Source organism: Amycolatopsis bullii (assembly GCF_014654205.1).
GTDB classification, from domain to species: Bacteria; Actinomycetota; Actinomycetes; order Mycobacteriales; family Pseudonocardiaceae; genus Amycolatopsis; species Amycolatopsis plumensis.
Genome location: NZ_BNAW01000002.1, coordinates 241,256 through 261,023 on the forward strand (window position 1 = coordinate 241,256; position 19,768 = coordinate 261,023).

19 protein-coding genes and 1 pseudogene are annotated in these 19,768 nt (G+C 74.1%); 5 read left to right on the forward strand and 15 right to left on the reverse strand.

Going from position 1 to position 19,768, the window contains the following annotated elements:
• Nucleotides 1-119: 119 nt before the first annotated feature.
• Nucleotides 120-1,740: pseudogene (locus IE317_RS03625) on the reverse strand (RecQ family ATP-dependent DNA helicase).
• A gap of 124 nt (nucleotides 1,741-1,864) precedes the next feature.
• Between IE317_RS03625 and IE317_RS03630 the strand changes: the two are divergent.
• Nucleotides 1,865-2,806 carry a PfkB family carbohydrate kinase gene (locus IE317_RS03630; RefSeq protein WP_229902445.1) on the forward strand — a complete coding sequence of 314 codons (942 nt, stop codon included), beginning with the start codon at nucleotides 1,865-1,867 and terminating at the stop codon, nucleotides 2,804-2,806.
• A gap of 3 nt (nucleotides 2,807-2,809) precedes the next feature.
• Here IE317_RS03630 and ligD read toward each other — a convergent pair whose 3' ends face one another.
• The 6 genes from ligD to IE317_RS03655 all read right to left on the reverse strand — a co-directional run bounded on the left by ligD (nucleotide 2,810) and on the right by IE317_RS03655 (nucleotide 7,401).
• Nucleotides 2,810-4,390 (reverse strand): non-homologous end-joining DNA ligase, encoded by a 1,581-nt coding sequence (ligD, locus tag IE317_RS03635; protein ID WP_191306590.1) that lies wholly within the window; start codon nucleotides 4,388-4,390, stop codon nucleotides 2,810-2,812.
• A 17-nt stretch (nucleotides 4,391-4,407) separates the two neighbouring features.
• Nucleotides 4,408-4,542: a hypothetical protein gene (locus IE317_RS45030; RefSeq protein ID WP_268246846.1), complete on the reverse strand. Its 135-nt coding sequence runs from the start codon at nucleotides 4,540-4,542 to the stop codon at nucleotides 4,408-4,410.
• A gap of 2 nt (nucleotides 4,543-4,544) precedes the next feature.
• Complete coding sequence (locus IE317_RS03640; protein WP_191306591.1) at nucleotides 4,545-5,099, reverse strand: hemerythrin domain-containing protein; 555 nt, start codon at nucleotides 5,097-5,099, stop codon at nucleotides 4,545-4,547.
• Between the two features lie 59 nt (nucleotides 5,100-5,158).
• Nucleotides 5,159-5,335, reverse strand: coding sequence for a hypothetical protein (locus IE317_RS03645; RefSeq protein ID WP_191306592.1), 177 nt, complete (start codon nucleotides 5,333-5,335; stop codon nucleotides 5,159-5,161).
• Entirely contained in the window at nucleotides 5,335-5,523 is a 189-nt protein-coding gene (locus IE317_RS03650) for a hypothetical protein (RefSeq protein ID WP_191306593.1), read from the reverse strand. Before IE317_RS03650 ends, IE317_RS03645 begins: the two co-directional genes overlap by 1 nt.
• Nucleotides 5,524-5,841: 318 nt before the next feature.
• Nucleotides 5,842-7,401, reverse strand: a complete 1,560-nt coding sequence (locus IE317_RS03655; protein WP_191306594.1) for a glycoside hydrolase family 13 protein — start codon at nucleotides 7,399-7,401, stop codon at nucleotides 5,842-5,844.
• A 24-nt stretch (nucleotides 7,402-7,425) separates the two neighbouring features.
• On the opposite strand from IE317_RS03655, the gene IE317_RS03660 reads away from it, so the two are divergent.
• On the forward strand, nucleotides 7,426-8,214 hold the full coding sequence (locus IE317_RS03660) for a class I SAM-dependent methyltransferase (RefSeq protein WP_191306595.1): 789 nt from the start codon (nucleotides 7,426-7,428) through the stop codon (nucleotides 8,212-8,214).
• On the opposite strand, the gene IE317_RS03665 is transcribed toward IE317_RS03660, so the two are convergent.
• Genes IE317_RS03665 through IE317_RS03685 form a run of 5 tightly spaced genes read right to left on the reverse strand, consistent with a single transcriptional unit; the run spans nucleotide 8,198 to nucleotide 14,155 of the window.
• Nucleotides 8,198-8,557 carry a hypothetical protein gene (locus tag IE317_RS03665; RefSeq protein ID WP_191306596.1) on the reverse strand — a complete coding sequence of 120 codons (360 nt, stop codon included), beginning with the start codon at nucleotides 8,555-8,557 and terminating at the stop codon, nucleotides 8,198-8,200. The two genes, IE317_RS03660 and IE317_RS03665, sit on opposite strands and share 17 nt — an antisense overlap.
• 8 nt (nucleotides 8,558-8,565) lie before the next feature.
• Nucleotides 8,566-11,958, reverse strand: coding sequence for a WXG100 family type VII secretion target (locus IE317_RS45035; RefSeq protein WP_191306597.1), 3,393 nt, complete (start codon nucleotides 11,956-11,958; stop codon nucleotides 8,566-8,568).
• Nucleotides 11,958-12,275, reverse strand: a complete 318-nt coding sequence (locus IE317_RS03675) for a hypothetical protein (protein WP_191306598.1) — start codon at nucleotides 12,273-12,275, stop codon at nucleotides 11,958-11,960. Before IE317_RS03675 ends, IE317_RS45035 begins: the two co-directional genes overlap by 1 nt.
• A gap of 1 nt (nucleotide 12,276) precedes the next feature.
• Nucleotides 12,277-12,522, reverse strand: coding sequence for an acyl carrier protein (locus tag IE317_RS03680; RefSeq protein ID WP_229902446.1), 246 nt, complete (start codon nucleotides 12,520-12,522; stop codon nucleotides 12,277-12,279).
• A complete protein-coding gene (locus IE317_RS03685) occupies nucleotides 12,515-14,155 on the reverse strand; it encodes a fatty acyl-AMP ligase (RefSeq protein WP_191306600.1) in 1,641 nt (546 codons plus the stop codon). Before IE317_RS03685 ends, IE317_RS03680 begins: the two co-directional genes overlap by 8 nt.
• Before the next feature lie 69 nt (nucleotides 14,156-14,224).
• Here IE317_RS03685 and IE317_RS03690 point away from each other — a divergent pair, with 69 nt between their 5' ends.
• The gene (locus tag IE317_RS03690) at nucleotides 14,225-14,704 is read left to right on the forward strand and encodes a DUF2087 domain-containing protein (RefSeq protein ID WP_191306601.1); all 480 of its coding nucleotides are present in this window, start codon (nucleotides 14,225-14,227) and stop codon (nucleotides 14,702-14,704) included.
• Here IE317_RS03690 and IE317_RS03695 read toward each other — a convergent pair.
• On the reverse strand, nucleotides 14,668-15,636 hold the full coding sequence (locus tag IE317_RS03695; RefSeq protein ID WP_229902447.1) for a sigma-70 family RNA polymerase sigma factor: 969 nt from the start codon (nucleotides 15,634-15,636) through the stop codon (nucleotides 14,668-14,670). The two genes, IE317_RS03690 and IE317_RS03695, sit on opposite strands and share 37 nt — an antisense overlap.
• Before the next feature lie 77 nt (nucleotides 15,637-15,713).
• The gene (locus IE317_RS03700) at nucleotides 15,714-16,232 is read right to left on the reverse strand and encodes a bifunctional nuclease family protein (protein WP_191306603.1); all 519 of its coding nucleotides are present in this window, start codon (nucleotides 16,230-16,232) and stop codon (nucleotides 15,714-15,716) included.
• 161 nt (nucleotides 16,233-16,393) lie between these two features.
• Between IE317_RS03700 and IE317_RS03705 the strand changes: the two genes are divergently transcribed.
• Together IE317_RS03705 and IE317_RS03710 are read left to right on the forward strand one after the other, a co-directional pair.
• Complete coding sequence (locus tag IE317_RS03705; RefSeq protein ID WP_191306604.1) at nucleotides 16,394-16,867, forward strand: SRPBCC family protein; 474 nt, start codon at nucleotides 16,394-16,396, stop codon at nucleotides 16,865-16,867.
• A 58-nt stretch (nucleotides 16,868-16,925) separates the two neighbouring features.
• The gene (locus IE317_RS03710) at nucleotides 16,926-18,359 is read left to right on the forward strand and encodes an MFS transporter (RefSeq protein WP_191306605.1); all 1,434 of its coding nucleotides are present in this window, start codon (nucleotides 16,926-16,928) and stop codon (nucleotides 18,357-18,359) included.
• On the opposite strand, the gene pdxR is transcribed toward IE317_RS03710, so the two are convergent.
• Nucleotides 18,287-19,699 carry a MocR-like pyridoxine biosynthesis transcription factor PdxR gene (pdxR, locus tag IE317_RS03715; protein ID WP_191306606.1) on the reverse strand — a complete coding sequence of 471 codons (1,413 nt, stop codon included), beginning with the start codon at nucleotides 19,697-19,699 and terminating at the stop codon, nucleotides 18,287-18,289. The genes IE317_RS03710 and pdxR overlap by 73 nt on opposite strands.
• Between the last annotated feature and the right edge of the window lie 69 nt (nucleotides 19,700-19,768).

Sequence of the window (19,768 nt, forward strand, 5' to 3'; positions counted from 1 at the left end):
CCTTGATTTACCGCACCCGGCGGTCCGCCGCCTCCGACGCGGCCGGGATATGTGGGACCGGCCACGCGGAAGGGCCACCCTGCAGGGCCGTCCGGGGGAACCCGATCACCCGGCTGCGCTCAGCAGCGCTCGAGGAGGTCCTGTTCCCGCACCACCGGCAGCGACAGCGTCCGGTAGCCGACGTCGTCGAAGAGGACGGTGAGCTTGTCCTCCTCGACGGTCCTCACGACCCCGCGGCCCCACTCGGCGTGCCGGACGTTCTCCGCGCGGAACTCCCCGGCCGGCGCCGGTTCCTCGGCCGTGGCACCGGCTTCACAGGTGTCACAGTTGCCGCACGGCGCCGCGAGTTCCTCGCCGAAGTACCCGAGCAGGTACCGGCGGCGGCAGCCGGTGGTTTCGGCGTACGCGCGCAGCATCTCCACCCGCGAGCGGACCAGCTCGGCCGCCCGCTCCGCCGCTTCGAGCGCCCGCCCGACGACCGCCCCGGTGCCCGCGCGGGCGTCGGTGAGCGCGAACCGGCCGTCCGGCCCGGTCAGCACGTCGCCGCAGCGTTCGAGCAGGCCGAGGGCGCGGGTCCGCCGCGCGGACGGGCCAGGCACGGCCTCGGCCAGCTGCCGCCGGCCCAGCGGCCCGGCCGCAGCGCTTCGACCACGGCCCGGAGCTCGGCCTCCGGCGGCGCGGACCGGGTGAGGAACCGTTGCCGCGCCAGGTCTTCGGGCCGGTAACAGAGCAGCACCTCGGCCGGTTCGCCGTCGCGGCCGGCGCGGCCGATCTGCTGGTAGTACGTGTCGACCGAGTCCGGGACGGACGCGTGCACCACGAACCACACGCCGGGCTGGTCGATGCCCATGCCGAACGCCGAGGTCGCCACCACGACGTCGGTCTCCCCCGCGGCGAACCGCCCGTGCACCGCGTCGCGGTCGGCCGCCTTCATCCCGCCGTGGTAGGCGAAGGCACGGACGCCCCGGCCGACAGCGCCTCCGCGTAGTCCTCGGTCTCCCGGCGGCTCGCGGTGTAGAGCAGCCCGCTGCCGGACATCGCCGCCACCCGGTCCACCACCGCGGCCCGCTTGCCGGCATCGTCGGTGAACCGCGCGACCGCCAGGTGCAGGTTCGGCCGGTCGAAGCTCGCGATCACCCGCACCGGGTCACGCAGGCCGAGCGCGGCGACGATGTCGTCGCGGACCGGCGCGGCCGCGGTGGCGGTGAGGGCGACGACCGGCGGCCGGCCCAGCCGGTCGATCACCGGGGCCAGCCGCAGGTAGTCGGGCCGGAAGTCGTGGCCCCACGCCGAAACGCAGTGGGCCTCGTCGACGACGAACAGGGACACGCCCGCCTCGGCCAGCCCGGTGACGACCTCGTCCTTCGCGAGCTGCTCCGGCGACAGGAAGACGTACTCCGCCGTGCCGCGCCGGATCGCCGCCCACACCCGGTCCCGCTCGCCCGCCGACTGCCGCGAGTCGAGGGCCACCGCGTCGGGCACCGCCGCGGCGTCCAGGCCCTCGATCTGGTCGCGCTGCAGCGCCAGCAACGGCGAAACGATCACCGTCGGGCCGGGCAGCACCAGGGCGGGTACCTGGTAGATCGCCGATTTGCCGGCCCCGGTGGGCAGCACCGCCAGCACGTCCCGCCCGCCGGCCGCCGCGCGCATCGCCTCGGTCTGCTCGGCGGACAGCTCGGCCCAGCCGAAGCGGTCAGCGGCCAGCCGGCGCAGCTCGGCCACCTTCCCGTCGTCGCTGATGGCGGCAGGGCTACCCCGGACGGCGCCCGGCAACCCCCGACCCGAACGAGCGGTTTATCCCGTTGCACACCCTGGGTAACCGAACGGTGATCCGAGGAGGCGCCATGACCCACCGGTGGTCCCGATGATGTTCAGCGAAGTGGTCGTCGCCGGGCAGATCGCCCGCGACCTGGTGATCGAGGTCCCGGACGCACCCGGCGCGGACTCGTCGGCGCCGGTGCGGCACCGCCAGGAGCTGCTCGGCGGGAAGGGCGCGAACCAGGCCGTGGCGCTGGGCCAGCTCGGGATGTCGGTGTCGCTGGTCGGCGTCGTCGGCCGCGACCGCACCGGGGACGCGCTGCTCGCGCAGGCCCGGGCCGACCGGATCGGCACCTCCCACGTGATCCGCCGGGCGGGCACCGAGACGGCCCTGCTCGTCGACGTCGTCGAGGACCACGGCCGCCGCCGCTACCTCGAGCACGTCCCGGAGGGCACGCTGCTCACCGAGAACGACGTCTTCGCCGCGTCCGCCCCGATCTCGGCGGCCGCGTCCCTCATCGTGCAGCTGCAGCAGCCGGCACCGGCCGCCCTGATGGCGGCCCGGCTGGCGCACACGGCGGGCACCCGGGTCGTGCTCGACGGCGCCCCGCAGGACGACACGCTGACGTCGGACCTGCTCGCGCTCGCCGACGTCGTGCGCGCGGACGGCCACGAAGCCGAGCTCCTCACCGGCCGGCCGGTGGACGACGTCGCCGCCGCCGCGCGCGCCGCCGCGGACCTCCGGCGGCGGGGCCCGTCCCTGGTCGTGCTGGAGGTGTCCGGTCAGGGCAACCTGTTCGCCGGGCCGGAGGGCACCTGGTTCGTGCCGGACGTCGACACCGAGGTCGTCGACCCGACCGGTGCCGGGGACGCGCTGGTCGCCACCCTGACCGCGGCGCTGACCCGCCGCCGTCCCCTGGAGACGGCGGCGAGCCTGGCCGTCGCGGCCGCCGCGGCGACGACCGGGCACGCGGGCGGGCGCCCGCACCTGTCCCGCGCGGAACTCGACCGGCTGCAGCCGCGGGAGCTGGAGACCGTCCAGGCCTGAGGGCTACAGGCCGGGCAGCTTCTGGCGGAGCCCCAGGAGCACCGAGAACGGGTCTCCGCGCTCGGCCAGGCGCGCCGGGACGTCGCGGATCGTCCACCGGTCGGGCGCCAGCTCCGGGTCGTCGAGCTCGTCCCATTCCAGCGGCACCGAAACCGGCGCGCCGGGCCGCGGACGGACGCTGTAGGGCGCGACCAGCGTCTTGTTCAGCACGTTCTGCGTGTAGTCGAGCCGGGCGCGGCCGCGGCGCTTGTCCTTCGTCCAGGCCCAGCTGATCAGGTCGGGCAGCACCCGCCCGATCGTCTTGGACACCGTCTCCGCCCACGTGCGGGTCTGCTCGAAGGTGCAGTGCGGCTCGATCGGCACCCACACCTGGATGCCGCGCTGCCCGGTCACCTTGGGCCGTCCGGTGAGGCGGAGGTGCTCGAGCGCGGTGCGGTGCAGCCGCGCCAGGTCGAGGACCTCCTCGAACGTCGTCTCCGGGCCCGGGTCGATGTCGAACAGCACCCACGTCGGGTGGTCGACGTCGGCGGCGCGGGAAGTCCAGGCGTGCAGCTCCAGCGCCCCGTAGTTGGCCAGCCAGGCCAGGGTCGCGACGCTGTCGGCGACGACGTACCGCTGGCTCTCCCCCGGGTCGGCGCGCTCGTTGCGCCAGGTGGTCAGCCAGTCGGGCGCGTGCCGCGGGACTTCCTTCTGCCAGAAGCCCGCCTCGGTGACGCCCTGCGGGAACCGGTGGGTGTTGAGCGGGCGGCCCGCCAGGTACGGCAGCATCGACGGCGCGACCGTGACGTAGTACCGGATGAGGTCGCGCTTGGTGACCGGCTTCCCGCCGTCGGCGGCGGGGAAGAGCACCTTGTCCAGGTTGGTCAGGGCCAGCTCGCGGCCCGCGACCGACCACCGGCCCTTGGCGCCCAGCGCGTCGAGGGCGGCGAGTTCGTCTTCGGTCGGGGCCTGCCAGCCGCCGACGGGCTCCTCCGCCTCGGCGGCCGGGCGGTCGCCGTGCCAGAGGGCGTCGGGAGCGGCCGCGACCTCGTCGTTGGTGCGGCCGCTCTTCACCGAGCGCGGGTGGTCTTCGGCGTCCCAGCCGGCCTGCGCGTGCTCGTCCTGCTTGTGCAGGAGGAACCACTGGTCCTTCTCGCCGCGGCTGGTCCGGACGAGGACGAACCGGCCGGCCAGCTTCTCGCCCTCGAGGTCGAAGTGCAGCGTCCCGGCCTCGATCGCGCGGGCCGGGTCGGCTTCGACCGGCCGCCAGACGCCGCGGTCCCAGACGATGACGTCCCCGCCGCCGTATTCGCCGCGCGGGATGACGCCCTCGAACCCGGCGTACTCGATCGGGTGATCTTCGACGTGCACGGCCAGCCGGCGGGCCTTCGGGTCCAGCGTCGGGCCCTTCGGCACGGCCCAGCTGACCAGCACGCCGTCGAGTTCCAGGCGGAAGTCGTAGTGCAGCCGGCGCGCCCGGTGCCGCTGCACGACGAACCGGTGGCCGTCCACGCCCGCCGCGGCCCCGCCGGCCGGCTCCGCGGTCCGGTCGAAGTCGCGCATCTCCTGGTAGCGCCGCAGTTTGCGGGCCGGGTCTGCTGCCATGCCCGTGGAGTACCCACTCAGTCCGGCGACGACCAGGGCGGGTTCTTCTTCGCCAGCTCCTCGTACTCGGCGACCTCCTGCGGAGTCGGGTCGATCCCGGCCTCCTCGGCGAATTCCTCCGGATCGGTGACGTCTTCTTCCGGCTCGGTCATGGTCAGCCGCCCAGCGCGCCGCGGATGAGGTCCCGGGCCCGGTCCATGATCGCCGCGGGCGCGCCCAGCAGCAGATTGGCCTTCGCGCTTTCGACACCGGGGTGCGGCCGGGTCGGCCCGACGGCTTCGGCCACCTTCGCGGTCGCGGCCATCGCCCGGAGCCGCTCCGGCGGGCGGTGCGCCCGCAGCAGCGGGAACTCCTCGCGCTCCTCGTGCTCGGCGTGGGCGAGGACGTCCTCGCGCAGTTGGACGAGCAGGGTGTCGAAGCCGTCGGCCTCCGGGCCCATCTTCTGCAGGGTGGTCAGCAGTTCCTTGGCCCGGTGCTCCTCGCCCAGCCGGGCTTCGACGACGGGCTTCGCCGCGGGCTCGAGGTCGCGGATTTCGGGGTGCACGACCAGTTCCTCCGCCGTCTCGTGCACGGCCAGCAGCCGCACGAGGTCGTGGAACAGGTCTCGCCGCCGGTCTCCTTCCGCGGTTTCCAGCTCGGCGAACAGCTCGCGGATTTCCCGGTGCTGGCGCTCCAGCAACTGGATGACGTCTTCGTCGTGCTCCGCCATGAACGGCCTCCTCCTGGCTCGATGCTCGGTCGGAAGCGGCGTTCCCCGTCCCGGCCGGCTTACTCGTCCCGGCGGGCGACTGTGAGCCACAGCGCGCCCGCGGCGGCGACGGCGAGCCCGGCGACGGCCCACCAGGACCACCAGCCGAAGAAGGCGACGACGAGCCCGACGGCGAGCAGCACGCTCCCGCCGACGGAGGCGGTGTCCTGGTCCCCGGCCCGTGCGGTGAAGGCCATCAGCCCACCCGCCCGTCGACGGCGGCCACGACGAGCGCGGCGGACCGCGCCACGGTCAGGCCTCGTTCCCTGGCCATGGAAACCAGGGCGGCCTGCGCGGCCGAACGGCTGAGTCCTTGCGCGGCAAGAACTTCCAGAGCCAGGCCGACGACATCCTGGGCAGGCGGAGTGGCGGTGCGCACGGGCATCGGAAGACCTCCGGAGCGATTCGGCGGCGAAACGAACGGGACCGGATACCCCGCCGCGCCGGGTTTCACACCCCTTTACCGAACCGGGTGGCGGGCCCGGGTTCAACTCCCGGCGAGCCCTTCTGTGGCTGGGGTGCGCGAGGGCACGGCTCGACACGACCGCGGCGGCGGGGTTGGCGGGTCGCGGCGGCGGGGTGGCGAGGCGGCGCGGCGGCGGGGTGGCGGGGTGGCGAGGCGGCGTTGGCGGGCGGCGGAGGGCTGGCGGCGAGGATGTCTCGCGACCATCCACCCGGCGCCGCGCCGGTCGCCAGCACCCGATCACCCCACGCCGAACCACACCGCGGTGTCCGGCGGGACCCGGCCGCCGTCGAGCGGTCCGCTCGCCAGCACCACTCGCGCGTCCCCGGGGAGCCCACACGGGCCGTCCCCCAGGTTCACCACGCAGCCGAACCCCGGCTCGCGCGTGAACGACAGCACGCCCTCCGGCGCGGGCGACCACGTCATCGTCCCGTCCCCCAGTGCCGGGTGCTCCCGCCTCAAAGCAAGCGCCGTGCGGTACAGGGCCAGCATCGAGGCCGGGTCGGCCGCCTGTGCCTCGGCCGTCAGGGTCCGCCACCCGGCCGGCTGGGGCAGCCAGGCCGGCGCGCCGCCGTCGGTGAAGCCGAACGGGGGCTCCGTTCCCGACCACGGCAGCGGGACGCGGCAGCCGTCGCGGCCGCGGCGGGTGCGTCCCGAGCGCTCCCACGTCGGGTCGGCCAGCAGCTCCTCGGGCAGGTCCTCGACCTCCGCCAAGCCCAGTTCCTCGCCCTGGTACAGGTAGGCGCCCCCGGGCAGCGCGAGCATCAGCAGCAGCGCCGCCCGGGCCCGCCGCGTCCCCAGCCGTCCGCCGCCGAAGCGGGTGACGTGGCGGACCACGTCGTGGTTCGACAACACCCAGGTCGCCGGCGCGCCGACCGCGTGGAGGGCCGCCAAGGTCCGGTCGATCACCTCCCGCAACGCCGCCGGATCCCAGGCGCAGCGCAGGAAGTCGAAGTTGAACGCGGTGTGCAGCTCGTCCGGGCGGACGTACCGGGCGAGCCGGTCCGGGCGGTCGACCCACGCCTCGGCGACGAAGACGCGGTCCGGGCCGAACTCGGCCGCGACCCGGCGCCACGACCGGTAGATCTCGTGCACGCCGTCGCGGTCCCAGTGCGGGTGGCGGCTGCGGTCCGGTGGCCGCACGATCTCCTCGTCGTCCACGCCGAGGTCGGGGTACTCCGGGTCCTTGAGCAGGCCGTGGGCGACGTCGATGCGGACGCCGTCGACCCCGCGGGCGAACCAGAACCGCAGCAGGTCTTCGAAGTCCGCGCGGACTTCCGGGTGCTCCCAGTCGAGGTCCGGCTGCTCCGGGGCGAACAGGTGCAGGTACCACTCGCCGTCCGGGGCGCGGGTCCAGGCGGGGCCGCCGAAGACGCTGCGCCAGTCGTTCGGCGGCCGGTCGCCGCGGCCGGGCCGGAAGTGGTAGCGCGCGCGTTCGGGCGAGCCGGGGCCGGCGGCCAGCGCGGCGCGGAACCACCGGTGCCGGTCCGAGGTGTGGTTCGGGACGACGTCGATCACCACGCGCAGCCCGAGCCGGTGGGCCTCGGTGATCAGCGCGACGGCGTCGGCGTCGGTGCCGAACAGCGGGTCCACCGACCGGTGGTCCTCGACGTCGTACCCGCCGTCGACCATCGGCGAGCGGTACCACGGCGTGGTCCACACGGCGTCGACACCCAGCTCGGCCAGGTACCCCAGGCGAGCGCGGAGACCGGCCAGATCCCCGGTGCCGTCGCCGCCGGAGTCGGCGAAGCTGCGGACGTAGACCTCGTAGACCACCGCGTCGCGCCACCAGCCGTCCATGACCCGAGTATCTACGCTGGGGACGTGACCGACGCGTGGGAATGGGATCCGTCCCTCTATTCGGGCAGCGCGCGGTACTACGCGCAGGGCCGCGCGGCGTATCCCCCCGAGCTCGCCACGGCCTTCGCCGACGAGCTCGGGCTGGACGGCACCGGGCGGCTGCTCGACGTCGGCTGCGGGCCGGGGTCGCTGACGCTGCTGCTGGCCGGGCTGTTCGAGGAGGCGGTGGGGCTCGACGCCGACGGCGACATGCTCGCCGAGGCGAGCCGGCTCGCGGGGAACGCCGGCAACTGCCGGTGGGTGCACCGGCGCGCGGAGGAGCTGCCCGCCGGGCTGGGGCGGTTCCGGCTGGTCACCTTCGCGCAGTCGTTCCACTGGTTGGACCGGCCCCGCGTCGCCGCCGCGGTGCGCGGAACACTGACGCCGGACGGCGTCTGCGCCCACGTGCACGCGTCGACGCACGAGAGCGTGCACCCGGCGATCGCGGAGCTGGTGCGCGAATACCTCGGCCCGGTGCGGCGCGCGGGCCGGAGTGCGCTGCCCGCGGGCACGCCCGGCGGCGAGGCGGCGATCTACCGCGCGGCGGGCTTCCACGGCCCGCGGCGGTTCGAGGTGCCCGGGCGGGTGGTGACCCGGACGGTCGACGACGTCGTCGCCGGGGTGTTCTCGCTGTCGAGCTCGGCACCGCACCTGTTCGGCGACCGGCGGGCCGCGTTCGAGGCGGAACTCCGGCGGCGGCTGGCCCCGGCGGAGACGTTCACCGTGCGGTTGCGCGAGATCGCCGTCGACCTGTGGTTCACCAGGGGTTGTTGAAGTCCTCGTCCTCTTCGACGGCGGCCCGGGGCCGCCGGGCGGCCCGCGGTTCGTCCCGCACGGGCCGCGGCGCCGGTTCGAAGCCGGCGGAATACTCCTCGGCGGCGAAGGCGGAGGCCGGTTCGGCGTGCGAGCGGTCGGTGCTCCAGCCGGACTTCGTCTTGCGCTGGGCCATTTCGCGGACGTGCTGGACGTACCGTTCGGCCGCCTGGACCTGCTTGGTCATGTACTCGTGGGAGCGCGCCTTGATCTCCTCGCCCTGCTGTTCGCGCAGGGCACGGCGATCGGCCTGTTCGCGCACGAGGCCGTCGAGCTCGGCCTTCATCCCGGCGATGTCGGTCATGCGTCCTCCTACCAGGTCCGGGACGGCGGGTCTTCGTCGTCGAGGGAGCCGATGATCCGCCGGCCGGGCTCGCCGAGGTTGTCGAAGACGGCGCCTTCGATGCGGTAGGCGGGGGCACGGCGTTCGGTGTCGCCGCCACCGCCCTGGGCCCCGCCCATGGCGCCCATGCCGGGCATCCCGGACATCGACGAGCCGGCCGCCCCGGTGGGTCCGGACGGGCCGCCGGCCGCCGACGCGAACGCGGGCTGCGGCTGGACGGGACCGGCGCCGGTGTGGGCGCCGCCGGAGACGGGTGATTCGCCGAGCCCCGCGCCGGACGGGTCGAAGCCAGCGCCCGAGAAGCCGCCGTGGGACCCACCGCCGATCCCGGCCGACGAGGGGGCGGAGTGGGCGCCGCCACCGCCGCCGTGGGAGCCCGGCTCGCCGGAGCCGCCGCCCGCGCCACCGTGCCCGCCACCGGACGAACCATCCGCGGCGCCGTGGCCGGAGCCGCCGCCGTGGTGCGAGCCGTCGCCGGACGAGGTCGGGTCGCCGGAGCCGCCGTCGTGGTGCGAGCCGTCCCCGCCGGCGACGGAAGCCGGGTTGCCGCTGTCGCCCCGTGCCAGGTCTTCGAGGGTTCCTCGGTGGGTCGGCAGGTCGTCGGGCTTCTTCTCGGGGGTGTCGCCGAGCGCGCCCGAGGCCTTGTCGTCCTCGCCCAGCGTGTAGGTCGTCGGGGTGCCCTTGCCGTCGTCGACGGTCACCACCGTCGGGCCGTCCGGGCCGTCGGGGCGCTCCGCGGTGATCTCGAGGTCGCCGTCGCGGATGTGGATCTTGCCGTCGGCGCCGGGGCGGTACGTGTCCGTGTCCGTCCCTTGCGGACCGTCGCCGGGCTTGGCTTCGGACCAGTCGAGCTTGAAGTCCTTCGGGTCGCCCGGTCCGTCGCCGACCTTGATGTCCATCTTGCCGTCGTGGTCCGGCTCGGTCATCTCGAAGGTCTTGTCGCCCTGCTTGACCTTGAGGACGTCCGGATCGTCGTCGCCTTCGCCCTTGCCGTCGTCACCGAGCAGGCTGTCGGGCTTGCCGTCGTGGTCGGCGTCCCCGCCGCCGAGGCCGGAACCGTCGCCGGGATCGGTGGGAATGCCCGGGCCGCCGAACTCCTTCAGCGCCTCTGCGGCCTTCTTCTTCGCTTCCTCCGCGGCCTGCTCGGCCGTGGCCTTGCCGTCGTCGCCGGAACCCGCGCCCGGCTCGCCGCCCTCCGAACCCGACCCGCCGCCCAGGGCGCCGGCGCCGTCCCCGGACTCCGTCTGGATGCCCGGGCCGCTGAACTCCTTCAGCGCATCCGCGGCCTTCTTCTTGGCCGCCTCGGTCGCGGCGGCCGCGGCGTCCTGGCCACCGTCGCCACCACCCGAACCGGCGCCGCTGCCCGAGCCGGAACCGGAACCGCCGCCCAGGCCGCCGTCGCCGTCGCCGGACTCCGTCTCGATGCCTGGGCCGCTGAACTCCTTCAGCGCATCCGCGGCCTTCTTCTTGGCCGCCTCCGCGGCCGCGGCCGCGGCGTCCTGGCCGCTGTCGGCCGGCGGCGCCACCGAAGACGGCGTCGTGTCATCGGATCCCGCGCCCGAACCCGAACCGCCACCCGAACCGGAACCACCGCCCGAACCGAGACCGGCGCCGGACTCCGTCTGGATGCCGGGACCGCTGAACTGCTTCAGCGCGTCCGCGGCTTTCTGCTTCGCCGCCTCGGCTTCTTGGGCCGCCTGCTGTTTGGCCGCCTCCGCGGCTTGTCGCTTGGCCGCTTCCTCCGCGGCTCCGTCGTCTTGGCCGGCCGGCGAGCCGGAGCCGCCACCCGCGGAACCACCGCCGGACGCGGTGGACCCGTCGGGGATCGGCGGCACCGAACCACCACCCGATCCGGAGCCACTGCCCGAACCCGAACCACCGGCCGAACCCGAACCACCGCCGGAGCCCACGCCGCTCGGCAGGTCGGTACCCGAACCGCCGCCGGACCCGGAACCCCCGCCCGGCGCACCGGACGCCGAACTCGTGTCCGGGATCGGCGGCACCGAACCGCCACCGCCGCCGGCACCCGAGCCGGACCCTCCCGAACCGGAACCACCGCCGGACCCGGAACCCGACCCGGAGCCGCCCGAACCAGAACCGGCGCCCGAACCACCGGGACCACCACCGGTGCCGCCGGCCGTCCCGGAGCCACCCGAACCGCTCCCCGCGCCACCGGGGCCCCCACTGCCCCCGGGCAGCGAAACGCCCTCGAACTCGTTGCGGATCCCGCCCATCACCTTGTCGAGCGCGTCGTACGCCTGGTCGACCAGGTCCTTCGTGTCCTTGCAGGTCTTCACGAACCCCTGGTACAGCCGGTCCCACATGTCCGGGTTGAACTGGTTCTGCACCCACTGCTTGGCCAGGTCCTGGCCGTGCTTCTTGATCTCGTCGCCGTCGCAGCAGCCCTGGTCGTTGAGCGTCTTGACCAGGTTCGTCCCGAAGTTGAGGTCCATCCAGCCCGCGATCTGGGCCAGGTCCTGCTCGTTCCCGTGTTCGCCGTTGGCGACGGCGACGACCTTCTGCGCCATCGTGTAGTCGGCCTTGCCGACCAGATCGGTGTACATCCCGATGACCGCGTCGGCCTTGCCCTTGCACAGCTGGAACACCGTGGTGGCCGTGTTCAGCGTCGCCTCGCTCGCGGTACCGAGCGTCTGGGACAGCTTCGCCGCCTTCGGCTGGATCTTGTCGTTGTAGGTGTCGGACGCGGCATCGGCTCCCGCGCCGCTCCAGCTGCCGAACAGGGTGCCCAGCTGCGAGCCGGTGTCCTGGAGCGTCCGGTCCACCGTCTCCGAGCCACGCTTGAAGTGCCCCGCGTCGGCGACGAAGTCCGCGAAGCTGATCCCGCGCTGCTCGTCGAACGGCGTGCGGATGTCCTTGTCCAGGTCGAGCGCGCGGGTGTTGCCGCGGCAGTCGGCCGGGATCTTCGCGAGCAGCGACCCGAACGTCTCGAACAGCTTCAGCGCGGGCGCGGCCGCGTCGAAGATCTCGTCGGAGGTCTTGGTCCCGCCGCTGCTCTCGGCCGACGGCGGCTGGGTCTCGTCGAGCTTCTTCTTGCCGTCGTCGACGGCCTTCTTCTCCTGGTCCTCGTTGTAGCTGTTCTGGTCGCCGCTCTGCTTCGCCTTGTCGTAGGCCTGGTCGACGGACTGGCCGGCGAACAGCGGGTTCGCGTTGTACGCCTGCGCGTACCTGCCGGCCTCTTCCCGCTTCTGCTTGATCTCGTCCGGCTCCTGGTCGGCCAGGAACGGCGGCGGTGGCGGGTTTTCCCGCAGCCAGCTGCTGATCAGCGCGCTCTTCTGCGCCGGCGGCACGCTCGGGTCGTCCAGGATCGCCTTGACGTCGGACCACTTCTTCTTCTCGGCCATCAGAGCGAGCCCCCGGCGTTCGTGATCGCGCCCGCCTGGTTGTCTTCGTTCGCGCCGTAGCTCGAGCCGGCGGTGCCGAGGTTGGTGCCGAACGAACCGAGAGTGCTGCTGTAGCCGGAAACCGCGGCCCACAGCGCCTGCGCGCCCGCGGTGTACTTGGCCGCGTGCGCGCCGTGCGCCCGGCCGAACTTCTCCGCCGTCACCTGCGCCGTCCGGAGGTCCGGGTTGTCGTCCAGCAGGTGCTCCGCCAGGTCCCCGATGGTCTTGGACGCCGCCGACAACGCCTCGGTCGTCGCGGTGTACCCCCCGCCGCTCATGTCAGCGCCCCTTGCCTCTCAGTGCGTCCGCGAGCACTTCGGCCACGGACCCCACGTCGGTGAACCGGTCGAGCCGGTCCAGGTCGATCGTCACGCCGTAATGGATCTCCAGCGCCGCCAGCAGCTTGATCCGCCCCTTCGAGTCGATGCCCAGCTCCTCCAGGGGCGCGTCGGGCTCGACGAGAGCCGGGTCGAGCCGGAAGGTGTCACAGACGACCTTCGTGACCTCGGCGCGGTGATCACCCACGGTCGCCACCATAACGTGCTTTCGCGGCCGACCGGGCGACCTTGCCGCTCGATGTGCGCGGAAGTCCACCGGAAGGGACCAGACGTACCGCGCGCAGGGTGAGGCCGTGTTCGCGCGACACCGCGCGCAGCACCGCCCGGGTCACCTCCCGGTCGTCGGCTTCGGCGCCGCGGACCCGCTCGGCCACCACGACCGCGCCCTCGCCGTCGTCGTCGGCCACGCCGAACGCGGCGACCCGGTCGCGGCGGATCGCCGGGTGGGCCTCCCCCGCCGCCGCTTCGATGTCCTGCGGGTGGAAGTTGCGGCCGTCGATGACGATGAGGTCCTTGAGCCGTCCGGTGACGTAAAGGTCGCCGCGGTGCACGACGCCGAGGTCGCCGGTGCGCAGCCAGCCGCCGAGGCCGTCGAGCTCCGCGCCGAACGCTCCTGCGTCACCGCGGCCCCAGTACCCGTCCGCGACGTTCTCCCCGTGCACCCAGATCTCGCCGACCAGGCCTTCGGGCTGCTCCCGGCCGTCCCGGACGATCCGGACGAGCTGGCCGACGGGACGCCCGACCGACACGAGTTCCTGGCCGCCGTCGGTTTCGACGGCCCGGCCCTGCGCGAGGGCTTCGCGGTCGAACACCGCGCCGCGCGGCCCTTCGTCGCCGGCGCTCGCGACGTACACGGTGGCTTCGGCGAGCCCGTACGACGGCCGCTGCGCCTCCCGCCGGAACCCGCGGGGCCCGAACACCTCCTGGAACCGCTCGATCGTGCGCGGCCGGACCGGTTCGCTGCCGTTCAGCGCGACCCGGACTCCGCTCAGGTCGAGGTCTTCGCCGGTGTCGCTGTCGGCGGCGAGGTCGTAGGCGAAGTTCGGCGCGGCGGTGAACACCGCGGGGTACTCCGCCAGTTGCCGCAGCCACCGCGCCGGCCGGTGCACGAACTCGGCCGGGGCCATGAACACCGACCGGCCGCCGGAGAAGACCGGCAGGCACAGCAGCTGGATCAGGCCCATGTCGTGGAAGAACGGGATCCAGCCGGCGCAGGTGGTGCCCTCGTCGACACCGTAGGCGAGGCTGCCCTGCCAGCAGGCGGCGACGATCGCGCGGTGCGGGATCACCGCACCGGCAGGCTCGCGCGTCGAACCCGACGTGTACTGCAGGTAGGCGGGGCTGTCCGGGGTCACCGGCACCGGATCGGCGCCGGGCCCGGTGAGCTCGTCGACGACCACGACGGGCTCGTGCGCGGGCAGCCGCGCCACCTCGGCCGACGACGTCAGCCACACCCGCGCGCTCGCGTCGGCCAGGACACCGGCGAGGCGGTCCGCCTGCGCGGGGTTCGCCGGCACCATCAGCGGGACGGCGATCAGCCCGGCGGCCAGCGCGCCGAAGAACGCGAGCGGGTAGGCCAGTTCCTGGCCCGCGAGGATCGCGACGCGCTCCCCCGGCGCGGCCGCCCGGCGCAGTTCCCCCGCCACCACCCGGACGCGGGCGGCGAACTCCGCCCACGTCAGCGTGTGCTCCACGCCGCGGACGTGGTCCTGGTAGGTGAACAGCGGCCGCTCGTCGCCGTCGCGGGCGAACAGGCGCTCGACGATCGACGTGCGCAGCACGGCCTCGGGCACGGTCGCCGGCGTGGTCGGACGAGGCACGCCGGCAACCTACCGGCCCGCCGGAACCGGGTTCACCCCCGGGGCTAGCCGCGGGTACGGTCGCAGACCATGGCCGTACCGGAAGCGCTGGTCTCCGCTCTCGCGGACGAGGACCGGCTGCAGCTCTTCGCCCGCATCTGCACCGCCCCCGACGGGCTCGAGGCGGCCGGCGCGCCGGCCAAGCTCGCCAAGCGGCTGGTCGACGCGGGACTCGTCACCGAGGCCGGTGGCCGCTACCGGGCCGTGCCGTCGGTGTTCCGCGCCGCGCTCGCGAAGGCCCCGGTCGATCCGCTCGACGCGCTCTTCCGCCACGGGCGGCTCGTCTCGATCCCGCACTCGGGCCGGCGGCGGCAGCTGCTGCTGGCCCACCTCGCCGAGCGCTTCGAACCCGGCCGGCTCTACACCGAGCAGGACGTCCGCGAGAAGCTCTCGATGGTCCACGACGACCACGCGACGCTGCGCCGCTACCTCGTCGACGAAGGCCTGCTGCAGCGCAGCAACGACGGCGGCGCCTACGGCCGTCCGTCGGAAGCCCGCGCCGCCGGCTGAGTCGCCGGCAGGTCGAACAGCGCCAGGACGCCCGGATCGGCGAACACGACGTTGTGCGCGACCCGCCCGCCCCGCACGGTGAACACCTGCAGCGTGTGCAGCCGGAACACGCCGGCGTCGTCGCGGCAGTAGGCCACGAGCGCGGGCAGTCCGTTGGCGGCCGTGCGCGTCATGCGCCACTCCGGGCCGCGCATGCCGAACAGGCGCTCCAGGAACCGGCCGTAGTCGTCGCGGCCGCGGAACCACAGCGGCACCGGCGGCATCTCCATCACGACGTCGCCGGTGAGCAGCTCGACCAGCCCGGTGACGTCGGCGCGTTCGAACGCGCGCACGTACCGGTCCAGCACCGCTTCCACCGCGGAGTCGTCCGGTTCGGGCACCTCGTCCGCCGACAGGCCGCCGAGTCCCGCGCGGGCGCGCTGCAGGGCGCTGTTGACCGCGGCCGGGGTCGTGTCGAGGAAGCCGGCCACCTCCGCCGCGCTGAACTCCAGGACGTCCCGCAGGATCAGCACCGCGCGCTGCTTCGGCGGGAGGGTCTGCATCGCCGCCAGCAGCGCCAGCCGGAGGGTGCCGCGGCGGGCCAGGCGCAGGCCCGGGTCGTCGAGGCGGGCGTCCGGGAACGGCTGCAGCCAGGGGATTTCGAACGACGGCGTCAGCGGCGCACCCGGGTCGTCGCTCGGGCCGCCGAGCCCGGACGGCAGCGGCCGCCGCGCCCGCCCTTCCAGCGCGGTGAGGCAGGCGTTGGTGGCGATCCGGTAGAGCCAGGTGCGCACCGAGGCGCGGGCGGGGTCGTAGCCCGCCCACGCCTTCCACGCGCGGACCAGCGTCTCCTGCACCAGGTCCTCGGCCTCGTGGACCGAGCCGAGCATGCGGTAGCAGTGCGCCAGCAGCTCACGCCGGTGCGGTTCGGTGCGCGTCGCGAAGTCCTGCATCGTTCTCCCGTCCGGCCGGCTCCCGGTGGGTGTACCGGCGCCGCCGCCGGGATTCATCGCCGGCGGGAGAACCTTTTCTACTCCAGGTCGCCGAAGTCCTCCGGCCGCAGGTCGTCGAGCTCGGCGCGGAACCGGGCGACCTCGGCCTCGGCGTCGAGCACGTCGGCGGCCGGGCCTTCGGTCTCCTGCTCGACCTCGAGCTGCACGGACGCGACGTCCAGCACCTCCTCGGCGACCCGGATGGGCGCGCCCTGGCGCAGGCCGAGCGCGACCGCGTCGCTCGGGCGGGCCGAGACGCGGGTCCCCGAGGCGAGCACGAGGTCGGCGTAGAAGATCCCGTCCCGCACCTCGGTCAGCTCGACCGCGGCGAGCCCCTGCCCGAACGCGGCGAGCACGTCGCCGAGCAGCTCGATGGTGCCCGGGCGCGGCTGCTCGACCTGTTCCCGCGCGCGCACCAGGGCCTCGGCCTCGCCGTACCCGATCATGATCGCCAGCCAGCGCCGGGCCCCTTCGGGCTCGCGCAGCAGCATCAGGGGCGCCTCACCGGGCACCGGAACGGCCATGCCCACCACTTCGATCGGGATCACGCTGACCACCGCACCCTCCGTGTCGTGGGACTCCTCCGCGCGCGTAGTACCCACAACGGTGGGTTCGCAACCCGGTCCGGCGGCCCGGATTTCCCGGACCGGCTCTTCTCGGCTGCGGACTACGCGCCGGTGCCTTGCCCGGCCACGCCGGGCGCTGTCACCGTCGGGGCGTGGAACCGACGATTTCGCGCAGTGTGACCGTGTCCGCCGACCCGGGCACGGTGTGGTCGTGGGTCACCGACCTGCCGCGGATGGGCGAGCTGAGCCCGGAGAACGTCGGCGGCCGCTGGCTGGACGGCGACGGACCGGCCCTCGGCGCGCGGTTCCGCGGCCGCAACCGCAACGGCGAGCTGCAGTGGTGGACGCGGGTGCGGGTGGTCGCCTTCGAACCGGACCGCCGATTCGCCTTCGACGTGCGCACGCCGCTCGGCTCGCGGGTGTCGCGGTGGGAGTACGTGCTGGCGCCGGCGGCGGAGGGCTGCGTCGTCACCGAGAACTGGTACCGGATCGGCAGCTGGGTGGTGCGGAAGTTCATGGGGCCGCGCGTCACCGGCCGCGCCGACCGCCCCGGCTACAACGTCGAGTCGATCAAGCACACCCTCGCGGCGCTGAAGGCCCGGGCCGCGGAGCGCACGGCCGCCTGAGTCTCTTGTTGAAACTCACCTTGTCCAGCTAGGTTGTTTTATCGAACCTAGGAGGACCATGACCCATGCCCCGCCGAAGCCCGGCCTCGTGCTGCTCGTCGTGTCGACCGCCGCGTTCCTCGCGAGCCTGGACACGTTCATCGTCACGATCGCCTTTCCCGGCATCCGGGCCGCGTTCCCCGGCGACGGCCTCGCGACGCTTTCGTGGGTGCTCAACGGCTACACGGTGCTGTTCGCGGCCTGCCTGGCCCCGGCCGGACGGCTGGCCGACCGCTACGGCCGGCGCCGGCTGTTCCTCGTCGGTGTCGCGGTGTTCACCCTCGCCTCGGCGGCGTGCGCGGCGGCGCCCTCGATCGGCGTGCTGATCGCCTTCCGCGCGGTGCAGGCGATCGGCGCCGCGCTCGTCATGCCGACGTCGCTGGCGCTGCTGCTGACAGCGTTTCCGCCGCACCGGCGGCCCCTGGCCGTCGGGGTCTGGGCGTCGGTGGGCGCGGCGGCCGCGGCACTCGGCCCGCCGGTCGGCGGCCTGCTCGTCGAAGCCTCCTGGCGCTGGGTGTTCCTGGTGAACCTGCCGATCTGCGCGGTGACGCTGCTGGCCGGGCCGCGATTGCTGCGCGAGTCGCGGGACACCTCGACCGGCGTCCCGGACGTCCTGGGTGCCGCCGGGCTGCTGGTGGGTGTCGGCGCGCTGGCGTACGCGCTGGTCGAGGCGTCCGACCGGGGCTGGGGTGCGCAGCCGGTCCTGCTGGCGTTCGCGGTGGCCGCCGTCGCGCTGGCCTGGGTTCCGTGGCGCTCGGCGCGGCACCCGGTGCCGGTGCTGGACCTCCCGGCACTGCGCGTCCCGACGCTGTGGCTGGCCTGCCTGACGACCGGGGTGTTCGCGGCCGGGTTCGCGGCGATGCTGTTCGGCAACGTGCTGTTCCTGACCTCGATCTGGCACGACTCGATCCTGGTGGCCGGGCTGTCACTGGCGCCGGGCCCGCTGGTGGTGGTCGGAGTCTCGATCCTCGGCGGCCGGTTCGTGCACCACTTCGGCCCGGGCCCGGCGGTCGCCCTCGGCGGCGTCGCGTTCGGGGCCGGGGCGCTGTCCTGGCTGCTGCGCATGGGATCGACGCCGGACTACGCGGCGGCGATGCTGCCCGGCCAGCTGCTGACCGGCCTCGGCGTCGGGCTCATCCTGCCGAGCCTGTCGGGCGTGGTGGGCACGGTGCTGCCGCCGTCCCGCTGGGGCGCGGGCTCGTCGATGGTGAACACGGCCCGGCAGGTCGGCACGGTCCTGGGCACGGCGGTGCTGGTCGCGGTGTTCGCGGGAACGCCGGATCTTTCCGATTTCCGCCGCGGCTGGCTGATGATCCTGACCACGGCGGCACTCACCTGCGCGGGCGGGATCCTGATCACCCTGCGGCGGCGGACGGACCACTACGCCGAGCCCCAGGCCTCGTCGAGTACCGCGAGTCCGGCGTCGATGCTCATCAAGGGGATCGAACCGTAGCCGAGGACCACGCCCTGGCGCGGGAAACCGCCGCACAGGTCCGAAAGCGTCTGGATCGCCGCCCCGGCCGCGGCCGCCCGGGCGGCGATCGGCTCCAGGTCCGTCTCGTCGTCGGCCATGGCGCACAGGTGCAGGCCCGCCGCCGACGGCACCGGGGTGAGGCGGCCGGCGAAAACCCGCTCCAACGTCGTCGTGATGCGCTCGTGGCGGTCCGCGTACACCTTCGTCGCGCGGCGGAGGTGACGGGCGAACAGGCCTTCGTCGATCAACCCCGCCAACGCGGCCTGCGCGGGCAGGTCGCCGTGCCAGCCCGACAGCAGGCGGGCGTGGTGCAACGCGTCCCGCAGTGATGCCGGGGCGATCAGGAAACCCAGGCGCAGCATGGGAAGCAGCGTCTTCGAGAACGACCCGACGTACGCGACCCGGCCGTCGCGATCCAGGCTCTGCAGGGGTTCCAGGGGCCGGTCGGAGAACCGGAATTCGCTGTCGTAGTCGTCCTCGACGACGACCGCGCCGGCCCGCTCCGCCCACGCCAGCAGCGCCGTGCGCCGGGCGAGGGACATCGGCGTGCCGAGCGGGAACTGGTGCGACGGCGTGACGTACACCAGTTTCGTGCGCGGCGGCAGCGCGGCGACGTCGAGACCTTCGCCGTCCACCGGCACGCCGACGACTTCGGCGCCGTGCGAGGCGAACAGCAGCCCGGCCATCCGGTAGCCCGGCTCCTCGACGGCGACGCGGTCGCCGGGTTCGAGCAGCACCCGGCACAGCAGATCCAGGGCCTGCTGCGCGCCCTGGGTGACGAGCACGTCGTCGGCGCCCGCGCGCACCGAGCGGGAGAGACCGACGTGCCGGGCGATCGCCGCGCGCAGCCCGGGGTGGCCGCCGGGCTCGGCGTAGTGCGCCAATCCGGCGGTGTCACGGAGTTCCCGGGCCAGCAGGCGCCGCCAGGTGTCCAGGGGGAACAGCGTGGCGTCGGGGATGCCGACGCGGAAGTCGAACACCGGGGCGGGTGTCGCGGGGGCCGGGGCCGGGAGCGATCGCCACACCGCCTTCGGCCGCGGCCCCCGCGCCGACGGGGCCGTGCGCGGTTTCGGCGCCGGGAGTTCCGCGCTGACGTAGGTCCCGGCGCCGACGCGGCCGATGAGGAAGCCGTCGGCGGTCAGGCGGTCGTAGGCGACCGCGACGGTGTTGCGCGAGACGGCCAGGCGCCGGGCCAGTTCCCGCGTCGGCGGCAGCCGCTCCCCCGCGCGCAGCCTGCCGTCCAGCACCGCGTCGCGCAGCTGGCGGTAGATGCGGACGCTGATGTCGCCGCGGCCGGCCAGGCTGACGTGGAAGTCCATCCGGCGAGGCTACATTGGCCCGATCTCCTTGACTGGAATTGGATCTGGGATCGGGCCAAGTTCCGTCCT

What these genes read in the sequence shown, in the direction of transcription:
- IE317_RS03655 (WP_191306594.1), bottom strand. Translation starts at nt 7,401, where the DNA reads ATGGACGGCTGGTGGCGCGACGCGGTGGTCTACGAGGTCTACGTCCGC.
- IE317_RS45030 (WP_268246846.1), bottom strand. Translation starts at nt 4,542, where the DNA reads ATGACCGAGCCGGAAGAAGACGTCACCGATCCGGAGGAATTCGCCGAG.
- IE317_RS03665 (WP_191306596.1), bottom strand. Translation starts at nt 8,557, where the DNA reads ATGACCGACATCGCCGGGATGAAGGCCGAGCTCGACGGCCTCGTGCGC.
- IE317_RS03650 (WP_191306593.1), bottom strand. Translation starts at nt 5,523, where the DNA reads ATGCCCGTGCGCACCGCCACTCCGCCTGCCCAGGATGTCGTCGGCCTG.
- IE317_RS03695 (WP_229902447.1), bottom strand. Translation starts at nt 15,636, where the DNA reads ATGCAGGACTTCGCGACGCGCACCGAACCGCACCGGCGTGAGCTGCTG.
- IE317_RS03640 (WP_191306591.1), bottom strand. Translation starts at nt 5,099, where the DNA reads ATGGCGGAGCACGACGAAGACGTCATCCAGTTGCTGGAGCGCCAGCAC.
- IE317_RS03675 (WP_191306598.1), bottom strand. Translation starts at nt 12,275, where the DNA reads ATGAGCGGCGGGGGGTACACCGCGACGACCGAGGCGTTGTCGGCGGCG.
- IE317_RS03645 (WP_191306592.1), bottom strand. Translation starts at nt 5,335, where the DNA reads ATGGCCTTCACCGCACGGGCCGGGGACCAGGACACCGCCTCCGTCGGC.
- pdxR (WP_191306606.1), bottom strand. Translation starts at nt 19,699, where the DNA reads ATGGACTTCCACGTCAGCCTGGCCGGCCGCGGCGACATCAGCGTCCGC.
- IE317_RS03630 (WP_229902445.1), top strand. Translation starts at nt 1,865, where the DNA reads ATGATGTTCAGCGAAGTGGTCGTCGCCGGGCAGATCGCCCGCGACCTG.
- IE317_RS03710 (WP_191306605.1), top strand. Translation starts at nt 16,926, where the DNA reads ATGACCCATGCCCCGCCGAAGCCCGGCCTCGTGCTGCTCGTCGTGTCG.
- IE317_RS45035 (WP_191306597.1), bottom strand. Translation starts at nt 11,958, where the DNA reads ATGGCCGAGAAGAAGAAGTGGTCCGACGTCAAGGCGATCCTGGACGAC.
- IE317_RS03690 (WP_191306601.1), top strand. Translation starts at nt 14,225, where the DNA reads ATGGCCGTACCGGAAGCGCTGGTCTCCGCTCTCGCGGACGAGGACCGG.
- ligD (WP_191306590.1), bottom strand. Translation starts at nt 4,390, where the DNA reads ATGGCAGCAGACCCGGCCCGCAAACTGCGGCGCTACCAGGAGATGCGC.